Annotated in this window: 14 protein-coding genes; 7 read left to right on the top strand and 7 right to left on the bottom strand. The window is 70.0% G+C overall.

Annotation, left to right across the window (positions count from 1 at the left end; genetic code table 11):
* Positions 1-393: FAD-dependent oxidoreductase (locus HGG74_RS02800; RefSeq protein WP_312856717.1), on the bottom strand; the 393-nt coding region annotated here is incomplete at its 3' end.
* 148 nt (positions 394-541) lie between these two features.
* Here HGG74_RS02800 and rarD point away from each other — a divergent pair.
* Entirely contained in the window at positions 542-1,579 is a 1,038-nt protein-coding gene (gene rarD, locus HGG74_RS02795) for an EamA family transporter RarD (protein WP_168484831.1), read from the top strand.
* A 201-nt stretch (positions 1,580-1,780) separates the two neighbouring features.
* On the opposite strand, the gene gabT is transcribed toward rarD, so the two are convergent.
* From gabT to HGG74_RS02780, 3 genes are all read right to left on the bottom strand, one after another.
* Positions 1,781-3,166 (bottom strand): 4-aminobutyrate--2-oxoglutarate transaminase, encoded by a 1,386-nt coding sequence (gene gabT / locus HGG74_RS02790; RefSeq protein WP_168484830.1) that lies wholly within the window; start codon positions 3,164-3,166, stop codon positions 1,781-1,783.
* Between the two features lie 218 nt (positions 3,167-3,384).
* The gene (locus HGG74_RS02785; RefSeq protein ID WP_168484829.1) at positions 3,385-3,522 is read right to left on the bottom strand and encodes a methionine/alanine import family NSS transporter small subunit; all 138 of its coding nucleotides are present in this window, start codon (positions 3,520-3,522) and stop codon (positions 3,385-3,387) included.
* Positions 3,519-5,096: a sodium-dependent transporter gene (locus tag HGG74_RS02780; protein ID WP_168484828.1), complete on the bottom strand. Its 1,578-nt coding sequence runs from the start codon at positions 5,094-5,096 to the stop codon at positions 3,519-3,521. Before HGG74_RS02780 ends, HGG74_RS02785 begins: the two co-directional genes overlap by 4 nt.
* A 168-nt stretch (positions 5,097-5,264) precedes the next feature.
* Between HGG74_RS02780 and HGG74_RS02775 the strand changes: the two genes are divergently transcribed.
* The 3 genes from HGG74_RS02775 (at position 5,265) to HGG74_RS02765 (ending at position 7,934) form a co-directional block, all read left to right on the top strand.
* Positions 5,265-6,728: a PucR family transcriptional regulator gene (locus HGG74_RS02775; RefSeq protein ID WP_168484827.1), complete on the top strand. Its 1,464-nt coding sequence runs from the start codon at positions 5,265-5,267 to the stop codon at positions 6,726-6,728.
* A 48-nt stretch (positions 6,729-6,776) separates the two neighbouring features.
* The gene (locus HGG74_RS02770) at positions 6,777-7,418 is read left to right on the top strand and encodes a putative glycolipid-binding domain-containing protein (protein ID WP_168484826.1); all 642 of its coding nucleotides are present in this window, start codon (positions 6,777-6,779) and stop codon (positions 7,416-7,418) included.
* An 84-nt stretch (positions 7,419-7,502) separates the two neighbouring features.
* Positions 7,503-7,934, top strand: a complete 432-nt coding sequence (locus HGG74_RS02765) for a hypothetical protein (protein ID WP_168484825.1) — start codon at positions 7,503-7,505, stop codon at positions 7,932-7,934.
* A 190-nt stretch (positions 7,935-8,124) separates the two neighbouring features.
* Here HGG74_RS02765 and HGG74_RS02760 read toward each other — a convergent pair whose 3' ends face one another.
* The 3 genes from HGG74_RS02760 to HGG74_RS02750 are packed head-to-tail and all read right to left on the bottom strand — an operon-like array spanning position 8,125 to position 11,320.
* A complete protein-coding gene (locus tag HGG74_RS02760; RefSeq protein ID WP_168484824.1) occupies positions 8,125-9,225 on the bottom strand; it encodes a polyprenyl synthetase family protein in 1,101 nt (366 codons plus the stop codon).
* Between the two features lie 9 nt (positions 9,226-9,234).
* Complete coding sequence (locus HGG74_RS02755; protein ID WP_168484823.1) at positions 9,235-10,557, bottom strand: geranylgeranyl reductase family protein; 1,323 nt, start codon at positions 10,555-10,557, stop codon at positions 9,235-9,237.
* A 1-nt stretch (position 10,558) separates the two neighbouring features.
* Entirely contained in the window at positions 10,559-11,320 is a 762-nt protein-coding gene (locus tag HGG74_RS02750; protein ID WP_168484822.1) for a demethylmenaquinone methyltransferase, read from the bottom strand.
* A gap of 198 nt (positions 11,321-11,518) precedes the next feature.
* Between HGG74_RS02750 and HGG74_RS02745 the strand changes: the two genes are divergently transcribed.
* The 3 genes from HGG74_RS02745 (at position 11,519) to HGG74_RS02735 (ending at position 14,649) form a co-directional block, all read left to right on the top strand.
* The gene (locus HGG74_RS02745) at positions 11,519-12,826 is read left to right on the top strand and encodes an isochorismate synthase (RefSeq protein WP_168485174.1); all 1,308 of its coding nucleotides are present in this window, start codon (positions 11,519-11,521) and stop codon (positions 12,824-12,826) included.
* 140 nt (positions 12,827-12,966) lie between these two features.
* Positions 12,967-13,788, top strand: coding sequence for a basic amino acid ABC transporter substrate-binding protein (locus HGG74_RS02740; RefSeq protein ID WP_168484821.1), 822 nt, complete (start codon positions 12,967-12,969; stop codon positions 13,786-13,788).
* A gap of 75 nt (positions 13,789-13,863) precedes the next feature.
* Positions 13,864-14,649 carry an amino acid ABC transporter permease gene (locus tag HGG74_RS02735; RefSeq protein ID WP_168485173.1) on the top strand — a complete coding sequence of 262 codons (786 nt, stop codon included), beginning with the start codon at positions 13,864-13,866 and terminating at the stop codon, positions 14,647-14,649.

The following is a 14,649-nucleotide window of genomic DNA, read 5'->3' as shown; positions in this document are numbered from 1 at the left end:
GGCGGCCCCGAAGGAGCCCTCCAGCCCGATCCCGGGGATGTCCAGGTCCGCGTCCTTGATCGCGCCGGTGGCGAAGATGACCGCGTCATAGAGGTCGCGGATATCCTTCAGCGTCAGGTCGCGGCCGTAGTTGACGTTGCCCAGGAAGCGGATGTCGCCGCGGTCGAGCACCTTGTGCAGGGCGGTCACGATGCCCTTGATCCGCGGGTGGTCCGGGGCCACCCCGTAGCGGATCAGCCCGTACGGGGCCGGGTACTGGTCGAACAGGTCGATGCTGACCTCGAAGTCCCGCTCGGCCTTGGTGAGGATGTCGGCGGCGTACACGCCGGCCGGGCCGGCGCCGATAATGGCCACTCGCAAGGGTCGCTGCTGCTCCGCGGCTGGGTTCGACACGAATAGTCCTTCTTCCGGGGAAAAACTCCTGCGCAATAAGCGCACAATGTACTATTCTAAATCGCCTGCGCGCCTGCGCCTAAAGATGTGGCGGCAGTCTCAGGGACCCGGCCGCGCGGCTTGGAATTGTCCGGCGGCCGGTGGTGTTATGGCCACTGTGCCCACCAACGCCGTTCCCCCGAACCCGTCCGCTGCCCCGGCCACTGCCGCAGGCCCGTCCCCGGAGGCCGCGGGTCCCGGCGGGGGCCGCAGGCCGCGCGGTGCCGGTGCCGGCATGGCCTACGGCCTCGCCGCCTACGGCCTCTGGGGCGTGCTGCCGCTGTACTTTGCCGTGCTGGCCCCGGCCGGGCCGCTGGAAATCGTGGCCAACCGGGTCGTCTGGTCGCTGGCGTTCTGCCTGCTGCTGATCACCGCCATCCGGGGCTGGGCCTCCTTCAGGGCGGCGCTGGCCAGCCCCCGGGTGCTGGGCACCTTGTCGCTGGCGGCGGTGCTCATCGCCGCCAACTGGCTCGTCTACACCCTGGCCGTGCTCAATGCCGAGACCATCCAGGCCTCGCTCGGCTACTTCATCAATCCCCTGGTGTCCGTCCTGCTGGGCGTGCTCCTGCTCAAGGAGCGGCTGCGGGCGGTCCAGTGGGTGGCCCTGGGCATTGCGCTGCTGGCCGTGCTGGTGCTCAGCGTTGCCTACGGCGGCGTCCCGTGGCTGGCCCTCGCCCTGGCGCTGTCCTTCGGCTTCTACGGCCTGGTGAAGAAGAACGTGGGGACAAAGGTCGACGCCGTGACCAGCCTGAGCGTGGAAACCCTGGTCCTGGTCCCGGCTTCCCTCGCCGTCATGGCGGTGCTGGCGTCCGCCGGCTCCGCCACCCTGCTCGGGCACGGTCCCGGGCACTTCTGGCTGATGGCTGCCGGCGGCCTGATCACCGCGCTGCCGCTGCTGTTCTTCGGCGCCGCGGCCCGCCGCCTGCCGCTGAGTACCGTGGGCATGCTCCAGTACCTTGCGCCGCTGACGCAGTTCATCCTGGCCCTGGCGGTCTTCCACGAGCCCATGCCCGCCGAACGCTGGGCCGGCTTCGCCCTGGTCTGGCTCTCCCTGATCATCCTGACCGCGGACATGATCCGCTCCTACCGGGTGGGGCGGCGGGCCGAAGCGGCGGAACGGGCGCTCGACCGCGCGGCCGCGGCCTGAGACCCCCGGCGCCTGCGGACCTGAAGGCCCGCAGGCGCCGGACACGCAGCGAGGGGCAGCCCGGCACCGTCCCGCTGCTTGCGGAAACGGTGCGGACTGCCCCTCAGGGATCCCCGTGCACGAAACGTGCGGGGAGGCTGCGAACGGCTAGCGCGTCGCAGCCTCCCCAGCTCGCTTCGCTCGCTGCGGGCCCCCCGGCTGCTAGCTGGCGGCGCGGATGGCGGCCTCGAGCACGTCGAGGGCGTCGGCCAGCAGCTCGTCGCTGATCACCAGCGGCGGCAGCAGGCGGACCACGTTGCCGTAGGTGCCGCAGGTGAGGATGATGACGCCTTCCTTCAGGCACTGTGCGGCGATGGCCTTGGTGGCTTCCGCGTTGGGTTCCTTGGTCGTGGCGGCCGTGCCCGGCTTGACGAACTCCAGGGCCAGCATGGCGCCGCGGCCGCGGACCTCGCCGATGATACCGGTCTCCCCCAGCTCCCCGGCCAGCTTGGACAGCCGCTCGGTGACCTGGGCCTCGATGGCCTTCGCGCGGGCGTTCAGGTCCAGCTCTTCCATGGTTTGGATGGCGCCCAGCGCGGCGGCGCAGGCCACCGGGTTGCCTCCGTAGGTACCGCCCAGGCCGCCGGCGTGCACGGCGTCCATCAGTTCGGCGCGGCCGGTGATCGCCGACAGCGGCATGCCGCCGGCGATGCCCTTGGCCATGGTGATGATGTCCGGGATGACACCCTCGTGCTCCGAGGCGAACCAGGCGCCGGTGCGGCAGAAGCCGGCCTGGACCTCGTCCGCAATGAAGACAACGCCCTTCTCCTTGGCCCAGTCGGCCAGCGCCGGCAGGAAGCCCTCGGCCGGGACGATGAAGCCGCCCTCGCCCTGGATCGGCTCGATGATGATGGCGGCGACGTTTTCGCCGCCGATCTGCTTCTCGATCATGGTGATCGCGCGCTGGGCCGCCTGGGCGCCGGTGATTTCGGCTTCCTCGCGGAAGGGGTAGCTCATCGGCACCCGGTAGATCTCCGGGGCGAACGGGCCGAAGGAACCGGCGGGGCTGGACTTGTAGGGGTTGGCCTTGGCGGTCAGTCCCATGGTGAGGTTGGTGCGGCCGTGGTAGGCGTGGTCGAAGGCGACGACGGCGGTGCGGCCGGTGGCGATGCGGGCCACCTTCACGGCGTTCTCCACTGCCTCGGCGCCGGAGTTGAACAGCACCGAGCGCTTCTCGTGGTCGCCCGGGGTCAGCTCGGCCAGCTTCTCCGCGACAGCGACGTAGCCTTCGTAGGGGCTGACCATGAAGCAGGTGTGGGTGAAGTGCTCCACCTGCGCCTTGACGGCGTCCACCACTGCCGGGTCGGAGGCCCCGACGCTGGTCACGGCAATGCCGGACCCCAGGTCGATGAAGGAATTGCCGTCCACGTCGACGATCACGCCGCCGTCGGCGTCCGCCACATAGACCGGAACGCCGGAGGCGACGCCGCCGGCCACCACCTTGGCGCGGCGGGCAGCGAGTTCGGCCGACTTGGGGCCGGGGAATTCGCCGCGGATGTTGCGCTTCTGCTCGAGGCGGTACTGCGGCTGGGTTGCCTGGGTGGTCATGGGTTGCCTTTCATTCTGGGAGCTGTCCGGACGCCGGCTACCGTGCTCTTCGGGGATCGCGCCGCGGCGCACCCGTGCAGGGCGGGCGCCAGGATGCTGGTGTGGCCTGCGGCATGCCATGCCGCGCTACAGCCGAGATTACGCCGGGCGGACCCGGCTGCCTATGGCCGGGCGTACAGGGGACCTGCGCACGGTTGGTGCAGTTGCCCAGCCGCCGGCTACAGCTCCGGCGCGTGCTCCTCGGGCAGCATGCCCTCGTCCTCGGGATGGCGCCGCAGGTTCAGCAGGGCGAGCGCCAGGCCTCCCCAGAGGGTCGCGATGGCAATGATGAGCATGATGATGGCGGCGGTACTCACGGCGCTGCCTCCTTCGGCGGGGTGGTTCCCGGCGCGTCCAGCACCGGATGGTTGGCTGCGGACCGGCTCCCCCACGGGATGAACGACAGCACCAGCGCGACGACCACGAGGGCCGCGGCCATGCCCCAGCCGAAGACCCCGACGAACCAGGCCGGCATCTCCCCGTAGCCGGTCTGGATCCGGGCAATGAGTTCGCTGATCAGGATGTAGCCGAGCACCACCGGCGCCACGACGCCCACCATGATGCGCCAGAGACGGCCCAGCTTGACGGTGGAGGTCTCGTTCACGTGGCTGCCCAGCATCGGCAGCACGCGGAAGCCGTAGGTCAGCAGCAGCACCGCGACGAAGGCCACGGCCATGATGCCGAAGGTATTGACGAAGGCATCGGTCACGTCGAGCAGGTTCAGTCCGGTGGTGGTCGGGAACAGGAGGATCGACAGCAGCGCCAGCGGGATCCCGACGGCCCAGGTGGCCTTGACCCGGGCCAGGCCCAGCTTGTCCTGGACGGCGGCGATGATCACTTCAATGATGCTGATCAGCGAGGTAAAGCCGGCGAAGACCAGCGAGCCGAAGAACAGCACCCCGAGCAGGGAGCCGGCCGGCGCTTCGGAAATGATGGTCGGGAAGGCGATGAAGGCCAGGCCGATGCCGCCGGCAGCCACGTCCCCCACGCCGGTTCCGGCGCTGAAGGCCATGAACCCCAGGGCGGCGAACACGCCGATGCCGGCCAGGACCTCGAAGCCGCAGTTGGAGAAGGCCACGACCAGGCCGGAGCCGGTCAGGTCCGTCCGGCGCTTGAGGTAGGACGCGTAGGTGACCATGATGCCGAAGGCCACCGAGAGCGAGAAGAAGATCTGCCCGTAGGCGGCCGCCCACACGCCGGTGTCCAGCAGTGCCGCCCAGTTGGGGGTGAACAGCGCGTCCAGGCCACCGGCGGCTCCGGGCAGGAACAGGGCTTGCACGACCAGGACCAGGAACATGACCAGCAGCAGGGGCAGGAAGATCACATTGGCCCGGGCCACACCCTTCATGACCCCGGCGGCGAGCACGAACAGCGTGAAGGCCCAGACCAGCACCAGCGGGATCAGCACGCCCGGAACGTAGTTGAAGCCGATGGTCACCTGGTCGCTGACCTGGAGGAACTCGCCCAGGAAGAATCCGGCCGGGTCCTCGCCCCAGCGGCGGGTGAAGGAGAAGATCATGTACATCGCCGCCCAGGCGATAATGACCGCGTAGTAGATGGCGATGACAAAGCAGATGGCCACCTGCCACCAGCCCAGCCCTTCGGCCCTCGGCGTCAGCCGCCGGAAGGCCAGCGGGGCCGAACCGCGGAACCGGTGCCCGACGGCGTAGTCCAGGAACAGCAGCGGGATGCCGGCCGTCAGCAGCGCCACCAGGTACGGGATGATGAACGCGCCGCCGCCGTTCTCGTAGGCCACGTAGGGGAAACGCCAGATATTGCCCAGGCCGACGGCCGAGCCGATGGCGGACAGGATGAAGACCTTGCGGGTGGACCAGACCTCGCGTGGCGGAACCGAGTCCGCGAAACCGTGAGGGTGCTCCGCGTTCTTCATGGCAGAAACCTCCAATGTCGGTGCGGCCTTGCCAAACGTGCAGGTCCGGACGTGCTTCATGGTAGCCCCGGATCCGCAATGCGAGAAACCTGGCCCCGGCCGGCAGGCGTGCCGGCCACCCCGGCGTCCATGGTGCACTTGCACAACCTTCGGCCGTAGAGTGGAGGCATGGCTGTCACTCTTGCCAATCTGCTGGCCACCCCGTCCCTGCGCCTGCAGCTGGCCGGCACGGCCACCGGGCATCCGGACGATCCGATCACCTGGGTCGCCTCGACCGAACTGGAGGACCCGCTGCCCTTCCTCAGCGGCGGCGAGGTCGTGCTCACCACCGGGCTGCGCCAGAAGACGGCCGCGGCCCAGCGCCGCTTTGTCCACCGCGTCCACGAGGCCGGGGCCGTGGCCATCGGCTTTGCGCTGGGGCTGACCCACCAGCGGGTGCCGCCGGCGTTCCTGGCCGAAGCCGACGCCCTGGACCTGCCCGTCTTCGAGGTGCCCTACGAAACCCCGTTCGTGGCGATCAGCCGGATGGTGGCCGACGCGATCTCGGCGGACCACTACGGCAAGCTGGAGCGGCTGCTGCGCGACCACCAGGCCCTGGCCGGGGCCCTCCTCGGCGGCGGCGGCCTGCCGGCACTGCTGCGCTCGCTGGCGGCAATGGTAGGCACCAACGTCGCGCTGTTCCAGTACGGTGCCCGGATCTTCAGCACGCGCGGCGACAGCGGCAGTGCCGAAGGCGACGGCACCGGCGGAGGGTGGAAGCAGCTGCCCATCGCCACCGGGCTGAAGGACCGCTGCACCCTGGCCTTGGCCGAGCCCTACGAGCACAACGCGATCGTGGACTATGCGCAGAGCCTGATCTCGGTGGAACTGAGCAACCAGGCGCAGCGCCGGGCCGGCGAGCGGCGCGCCGTCGGCCAACTGCTGCAGGATGTCATCCGCGGCACCTTGCAGGGGCCGGACGCCGTCCTGCGCCTGACCAATGCCGGCATCGACCCCGGCCGGCGCCAGCGGGTGCTGCTGGTGCAGACACCCGGCGGCCAGCGCCGCGCGCTACCGTCCCTGCCGCTGCCGGCGGCGTTCGACGGCGGTGCCAGCGGGGTGCTGGACGAGCGTCTGGTGATCGTGGTGCAGGATCCGGAGACCGGCGGGTCGGCCGAGCGGCTCGGCCAGGAGCTCAGCAGCTACCTGCGCGACGCCGGCCTGAGCGCCACCGTCGGCGTCGGCGGCAGCTACGCCCAGCCCAACGGGCTGCGCTGGAGCTACTTCGAGGCCAAGGAGGCGCTCACCCGCGGCGGCCGGCTGAACCTGCCGGAACGGCTCTCGCTGACCTCGCTGCTGCTGGCCTCCGAGGATGTGCCGCTGGCGGATCTGGCGGCCGAGGCGCTGCAACCGCTGGAGGCCTTCGACGCCGCCCACGGGGCCCAGCTGCTGCCGACGCTGGAGGCGTACCTGGACCTGAACGGTTCAGTGGCGGCGGTTGCCTCCGCCATGGACCTGCACCGCAACTCGGTACGCTACCGGCTGGCGCAGATCGTGGAGCTCACCGGATACGACCCCGCCGTCACCGCCGACCGCGTGCACCTGTGGCTGGCGCTGGCGGTCCGGCGCATGGGTTCGGCGGCCGGCTCCTGACCAGGTCCCGGTATTGCGCGCGGGAGCCGAAGGCACAAGGCTAACTGCATGGGACACGAAACGCATGAAAGCCGCATCTGCACCTGGCTCGGCGAAGACGATCCGCGCCGGGCGGACACCGCGACCATCAACCTCGAACCCGAGCGGCTGACCGCGCACGGAGCCTCGCGCGCCCCCGACTACGCGGCGAGCTGGTCCCTGACCACCACCGCGAACTGGATCACCGAGCACCTGACGATCTCCGTGCACGGCCACGGATGGAGCCGGCATCTGGACATGCTCCGGGCACCGAACGGCAGCTGGACGGTCAAGGCAACGAAGTCCGGTGACACCACGGCGTTCGGCGGAACGGGCCTGCCCGAGCCGGGCATTGCGGACGTCCATGCCCTGGACCAGGCACTGGACTGCGACATCGAGTTCTGCCCTGCCACCAATTCCATGCCCATCCTGCGCCTGGGCCTGGTCCATGATGCCGAGGCCGCCGCCGAGTTCACCATGGCCTGGGTCAGGATGCCGAGCCTGGAAGTGGTGCCCTCGCAGCAGCTGTATGCGGGCAACCGGGCCTACGACGAGGACACGGGAGCGGCCGTGGTCTCCTACAGTTCCGGGGACTTCAGTACCGACCTGACGGTCGATGCGGACGGCATTGTGCTCGACTACCCGGGGCTGGCCGTACGGCGCCGCAGCTGACCTAGGATGGAGGGTGCGGCCCGTCCGCAGCCCGCCGGGACCGCCGGCGGGAACCCCAGCAGGAATGCGAGCCAAGGAAACACCATGCCGGAAATGTTCGTCGATAAGTTCCGCGCCCTCGTCCCGAAGTACCTGGACCGCCAGTGGACCGAAGAAGACGGTATTTCCTACGAGGAGCTCGAGGAGCTGCTCGGTACGCACAAGTTCCAAATCCCGCAGGCCCTCGTGGAGTTCTACCATGCCCTCGGCGGCTGCGAGGACCTGATGGAGGCCCATGACTTCTTCTGGGACCCCGACGAGCTGGCGATCGAGGACGGCTTCCTGCTGTTCCTGGACGAAATGGACGAGGAAGCCAACTGGGGCATCCGCAGCGAGCACCTGGCCGTCCCCGACCCGATCGTGTGGATCCGCACGAACAAGCCGCAGCCGCGCTGGCAAAGCGAGGACGCGACCTTCAGCGAGTTCGTGTTCGATATGTTCGACTGGGTCTTCGACGGCGGCGCCGACGACGACTAACGTTCAGTGCCGGCGGGCGCTCCAGGAGTGGGGCGCGAGGGTCCCGCCTAAGGGAACGGCCATGGGTCCCCGTGCGCGAAGCGTGCGGGGCGGCCGTGAACGGAAGCCGACACTGCGGGAGCGCCCCAAAGAGTGGGGCGCGAGGGTCCCGCCGTGGCGGCGAAGCCGACACTGCGGGAGCGCCCCAATCTTAGACCTCGCGGTCGACGACGGCGTCGGCGAAGGCGGACAGGGCCAGTTTCACGGTGCTCTCCGGCAGCGGCCCGAGCACCGCCTTGGCCTCCTCGGCCCACTTGCGCGCGACCTCCCAGGCCTGGCCGGTGGCCGGGTGTGCGCGCAGCGCCTCCACTGCCCGGGCCAGGGCCTCGTCCGAGCTCAGGTCCGCGTCCACCAGCTCCAGCACGCGCGCGGCCGAGGCGTCGCCGCCGGCCGCGGCCTGGCGCAGCAGCAGGACCGGCAGCGTGGGAACGCCTTCGCGCAGGTCGGTGCCGGGGGTCTTGCCGGACTTGACCTTCAGGCCGGCAACGTCGATCACGTCGTCGGCCAGCTGGAAGGCCACGCCCACCTTCTCCCCGTATTCGAGCATGATCCGCACGACGTCCTCCGGGGCGTTGGCGAACATTGCGCCAAGCTGGCCGGAGGTGGCGATCAGCGAGCCGGTCTTGTCAGCGATGACGGACAGGTAGTGCTCCACCGGGTCCTCGTCCTCGCGCGGGCCCACCGTCTCGTGCAGCTGGCCCAGGCAGAGCCGCTCGAAGGTGCGCGCCTGGATCCCCACGGCCTCCGGCCCCAGCATGGCGCACAGCAGCGAGGCCCGGGCGAAAATCAGGTCTCCGGCCAGGATGGCCACCTGGTTGCCCCAGACCTGGTGTGCGGTGGGCGCGCCGCGCCGGTACGGCGCGGAGTCCATCACGTCGTCGTGGTAGAGCGTGGCCAGGTGGGTCAGTTCCACCACCACCGCGGCCTGGATGACCTCGGACCGCGAGGGGTCCCCCAGGTGGGAGGCCAGGATGGTCAGCAGCGGACGGACGCGTTTGCCGCCGGCCTCCATCAGGTGGCGGCTGGTGGCATCGGCCAGCGGGTCCGAGTGGGCGATGGCCGCCCGCAGCTGCTTCTCGACCCTGGCCAGTGCCGTGGAGACCGCCGGGCCGAGGTCCGGGTCCTGCGCCACCGGCGCAAAGCCCGCGGGCAGGTTCAGGTTCGTGGCGATGGCGGCCGTGGCGGCCTCCAGGTCCACGGTCTCCGGCAGGCGTGCTCCGGCAGGAGTCCAGCTCGGTTTAGCGTCAGTCACGGTTCAACACTAACTAATCGTCGGGGCAGATGGTTTGCCGGCGGCAGCCACGCTGCCGGTCTGGTTGGCTGCGGGCGGGGCGAGCCGTTCCAGCAGGTGGATAACTCTATCCTCAAATCCGCGGCCGCCTTCGTCGGTCAGGTTGGCCAGCATCCTGACCACGAAGCGCATCAGCACCGGCACCGGCATGCCGGTGCGCAGTGCCAGCTTCATCACCGCGGGCTTGCCGATCAGCTGCGCAAAGACGCGGCCGAGGGTGAAATGGCTGCCCCATTTGGCCCGGATGATCCCGGCATAGCCGGCCAGGGTGTTATCGAAGGCAGCCGGCCCGGCGCCCGCTTCCCGGCGGGCGCCGGCAATGACCTCGGCGGCATAGCGGGCCGACTCCATCGCGTAGGAGATGCCTTCGCCGTTGAACGGGCTGACCATGCCCCCGGCATCACCGAGCAGCAGCAGCCCCGGGCTGTAGTGCGGGGTGCGGTTGAAGCCCATCGGCAGGGCCGCCCCGCGGATCTGCCCGACCTGGTTCTCCTCGGTGAAGCCCCATTCGGCCGGCATTCCGGCGGTCCAGTCCCGCAGCACCTGCTTGTAGTCCAGCTTGCCGAAGGAACTGGAGGAGTTCAGGATCCCCAGGCCGACGTTGGAGGTGCCGTCCCCGACGCCGAAGACCCAGCCGTAGCCGGGCAGCGGGTTCCCGGCCTTGTCCGGCAGCTCCAGCCAGCCTTCCATCCAGTCGTCCTCGTGCCGCTGACTGGCGAAGTACGTGCGCACGGCCACGCCCAACGGCCGGTCGTCGCGCTTTTCGATGCCCAGGCTCAGCGCGGTGCGGGTCGAGTTGCCGTCGGCGGCCAGGACGACGTCGGCGTGGAAGTCCCGGCTTTCGCCGGTCTTGCGGCCGGCGCCGTCGAGCACGTGGGCGCGCACGCCGGTCACCCGGCCGGCGTCGTTGCGCAGCGCGGAGGCAACCGAGTGGTGCTCGAGCACCGTGGCCCCGGCGGCCGCGGCATGCCGGGCGAGCGCCTCGTCGAAGCCCAGCCGGGTGCGGATCAGCCCGTAGCCGGGAAAATCCGACAGCTCCGGCCACGGCAGCTCCAGGCTCCGGCCGCCGGCGATCAGCCGCAGGCCCTTGTTCCGCCGCCAGCCGGCGGCTTCGGTGTGCGGCAGTCCCAGCAGCTGGATCTCGCGCACCGCGCGCGGGGTCAGCCCGTCGCCGCAGACCTTCTCGCGCGGGAACGCCGTCTTTTCCAGCACCGTGGTTTTGATTCCGGCCTTGGCCAGGTAGTACGCGGCCGTTGACCCGGCGGGCCCGGCACCGACAATGAGCACCTCCACGTCAGCGCGCTGCCCCGCTGCCGCGGCGGCGCGGCTCCGCGGGGGCGGCGGTGTCCGCCACCCCGCCGGAGACCGGCTTGCGCGCCCGGTGGACGGCGACGATGCCGCCGCTGAGGTTGCGGTAGGCCACCTCCTGCCAGCCCGCGGCGGCGATCCGGGCGGCGAGCTGGTCCTGGTTGGGCCAGGCCCGGATGGATTCGGCCAGGTAGACGTACGAATCCGGGTTCGAGGAGATCCTGCCGGCGATCGCCGGCAGGGCGCGCATCAGGTACTCGGTGTACACGGTGCGCCAGACCGGCAGCACCGGGGTGGAGAATTCGGCGACCACCAGGCGCCCGCCCGGCTTGGCCACCCGCAGCATCTCGGCCAGCGCCTGCTGCGGATCCTGGACATTGCGCAGGCCGAAGGAGATGGTCACCGCATCGAAGGAGTTGTCCGCGAAGGGCAGCGCGGTCGCGTCCCCGGCAACGAAGTCGATATCGGGCCGGCGGCGCTTGCCCACCCGCAGCATGCCCAGGGAAAAGTCGCACGCCACCACATGCACGCCGGCGTCCGCATACGGTTCGCTGGAGGTGCCGGTGCCGGCGGCCAGGTCCAGCACCTTCTGGCCCGGCCGGGCATCGACGGCCTCGACAACGACGCGGCGCCACCGCCGGGTCTGGCCCATCGAGAGGACATCGTTGACCAGGTCGTACTTCGGTGCGACATGGTCGAACATGGCGGCTACTTCATCCGGGCGTTTGTCCAGCGATGCACGTTTCACCGGACCATTCTCTCAAAAATTTGCCCCGCCATTTGCCGGGGCCGGCCGGGCCCCGGGTGCACCTGCCCGCACCCCGGGCCCGCCCGGACCCGAGTAGGCTTAAGAACCATGACCTCCCCGATGTCCGCTCCCTCCGGCCTGCCCGGAACCCCGGCGGCCGGCACCCAGGGCTCCCCTGCCCGGGACGTTCCTGCGCAGCTGCCGGACACCCTGCGCGGCATCACCATCCCCTGGGCCGCGCTGCCGGACACCGCAGGGCTGCTGGAGTACCTGGTCCGCGACGACGTGCTGTGCTGGGTGCGCCGGGACGGGGGGCTGGCCGGTTTCGGCGAGGCCGCCCGCTTCACCGCCACCGGCCCGGAGCGTTTCCGGGCCGCCTCGGCCTGGTGGCGGACGGTCGCCACCGGCGCCCGGATCGAGAACCACGTGGGCGGCCCCGGCACCGGCGCCGTGGCCTTCGGCTCCTTCGCGTTCTCCTGGACGTCGCGGCACGCCTCGCGGCTGATTATCCCCTCGGTGCTCGTGGGACTGGACGGCGGCCGCGGCTGGCTGACCTACCTGACCTGCGATCCGGACGCCGAGGTCAGTGCCGCGGCGGCCGAGGCGGCGCTGGCCGGCTGGCTGGAGGGCGTGGCGGCCGGGCGGGCGGCAGACGACGGCGACCGGCTGGTTCCCGGCCAGGTCTCCGAGGAGGACTACCGCGCCGCCGTCACCGCCGGCGTCGAACGCATTGCCCGCGGCGAGCTGAGCAAGCTGGTGCTGGCCCGCGATGTGGTCGCGGAGCTCGCCTCGCCGGTCGCCACCGCCCAGGTGCTGCGGGAACTCGCCGTGCGCTACCAGGATTGCTGGACCTACGCGGTGGACGGGCTGGTCGGCTCGACCCCGGAAATGCTGATCAAGGTGGACAACAATGTGGCGCGCGCCCGGGTGCTGGCCGGCACGCTGGACCGGGCCAATATCCGCAAGCGGGACGGCGAGTCCGATGCCGACTACGCCCAGCGTGTGCTGGCCGGCTCGGAAAAGCAGCAGCACGAGCATGAGATCGCCATCGACTCGCTGACGGCCAAACTTGAGCCCTATACCTCGGCCATGACCTCGCACAGCGAGCCCTTCGTGCTCCAGCTGCCCAACGTCTGGCATCTGGCCTCGGACGTCACCGCAGAGCTCGGGCGCGGCGGCGGGCCGGTTCCGTCATCGCTGGAGCTGGCCGAGGCGGTGCATCCGACCGCCGCTGTCTGCGGCTCCCCCACCGAGTTGGCTGGTGCGCTGATCCGCGAACTCGAAGGCATGGACCGCGGCCCCTACGCCGGGCCGGTGGGCTGGACCGACGGCGCAGGCAACGGCGAGTGGGGCATCGCACTGCGCGGGGCGGTGGTTGAATCCCCCACCCGGGTGCGCCTGTATGCCGGCTGCGGCATCGTCGAGGCATCGACGCCGGAGGCGGAACTGGCCGAAACCTGGGCGAAGTTCCGCCCGATGCTGGAGGCACTCGGCCTGCGGGGCTAAGCCTGCTGTGTTCCGGCTGTCCGGCGCTCCCCTTGTTGTCAAATATGCAATTCCTGTAGCCTGTGATGCATATCTCCTGTGACCAAATGTTACAGCTACACTTAAGCCTGATTTTCACCCGCGAGAAGAGGTAGCAACCTATGCGAGTACGCGCAGCCCGCACCGCCAAGACACTGGCCGTCCTGGCCGCCGGAGCCCTGGCCCTGAGCGCCTGCGGAGACGGCGGATCCACCGGTGCCGGTGCCAGCCCCGAAGTCAGCCCGGGGGGCGGCAGCGACCTGGCGCTGATCACTCCGGGGACGCTGACCGTCTGCTCGGACATCCCCTACCCGCCGTTCGAATTCGAAGAGGGCGGCGAGTACACCGGCTTCGACATGGACATCATCCGGGAAGTGGCCGGCGGCCTCGGCCTCGACGTGGTCATCAAGGATGTTGGCTTCGACGGCCTGCAGTCCGGCGCCTCGCTGGCGGCCGGCCAGTGCGACATTGGTGCCAGCGCCATGACCATCACCGAGGCCCGGGAAAAGAACATCGACTTCTCCGAGCCGTACTACGACTCGCTGCAGTCGCTGCTGGTGCCCAAGGACTCCGAGATCAAGGCGCTGGCGGACCTGGCCGGCAAGCGGGTCGGCGTCCAGCAGGGCACCACCGGCGAGGCCTACGCCCGCGAGCACCTGCCCAAGGACACCGAGATCCTGGCCTACCCCTCCGACGCCGAACTGTTCCCGGCCCTGCAGTCCGGCGGCGTCGACGCCGTGCTGCAGGACCTGCCGGTGAACCTGGGGCACACCCAGGACGGGGCGTACACGGTGGTGGAGAAGTACGAGACGGACGAGCAGTACGGGTTCGCGGTCAAGGAAGAGGGCAGCGAGGCGCTCCTGAAAGCGGTCAACGCCGAACTGGCCGAGCTGCGCGAGAGCGGCAAGTACCAGGAAATCTACGACAAGTACTTCACGGAGTAAGGCATGCGTACCGACAGCGGCACCGTCCCCGGCACCGCGCCCGCCACAATGCCGGGACCTGCCGGCCGGCCCAGGATGAAGGCTTCGACCCGCAGGCGCCTGTTCCGCGGCGTGCTGTACGCGGTGTTCGTCCTGGCCGTGCTCCTGGTGGGGTTCCTGGCGGACTGGCAGGCGATCCGGACGAACTTCCTCGACCTGGACGTGGCCCGGGAGATGTTCCCGGAGATCGTCGTCACGGCGGTGAAGAACACGGTCATCTACACGGTCATCGCCTTCATCGGCGGGCTTGCCCTGGGCCTGATCCTGGCCCTGATGAAGCTCTCCCCCGTGGGCCCCTACCGCTGGGTGGCCACCGCCTACATCGAGCTGTTCCGCGGCCTGCCGGCGCTGCTGGTGATCTTCGGCTTCGCCTTCGCGGTGCCGATCGCCTTCAACTGGCGTCCGCCGGGCGGCAGCGCCGGGGCCGGGCTGATCGCGCTGATCATCGTGTCGGCGGCCTACATTGCCGAAACCATCCGCGCCGGTATCCAGGCGGTGCCTCCGGGGCAGGTCGAGGCCGCGCGCTCGCTGGGCATGACCCCGGCGTGGACCATGGTCTCGGTGGTGCTGCCGCAGGCGTTCCGCATCGTGACCCCGCCGCTGACCAACGAACTGGTCATCCTGATCAAGGACACCTCGCTGCTGTTCATTGCCGGCATGGCCCTGGGCGACCGGGAGCTGACCACCTTCGCCCGGGATGCGGTCTCCCAGCAGGCCAATGCCACCCCGCTGGTGGTGGCCGCGCTCATGTACCTGATCATCACGCTCCCGCTGACCCGGTTGGTCGCCTGGCTCGAGCGGCACAACAAGAGAGGCCGGTAG

Source organism: Arthrobacter mobilis (assembly GCF_012395835.1).
In the GTDB taxonomy this organism is placed as follows: Bacteria; Actinomycetota; Actinomycetes; order Actinomycetales; family Micrococcaceae; genus Crystallibacter; species Crystallibacter mobilis.
The sequence above is the reverse complement of the archived record's forward strand: the minus strand, read 5'-3'. Positions and strand labels throughout refer to the sequence as shown.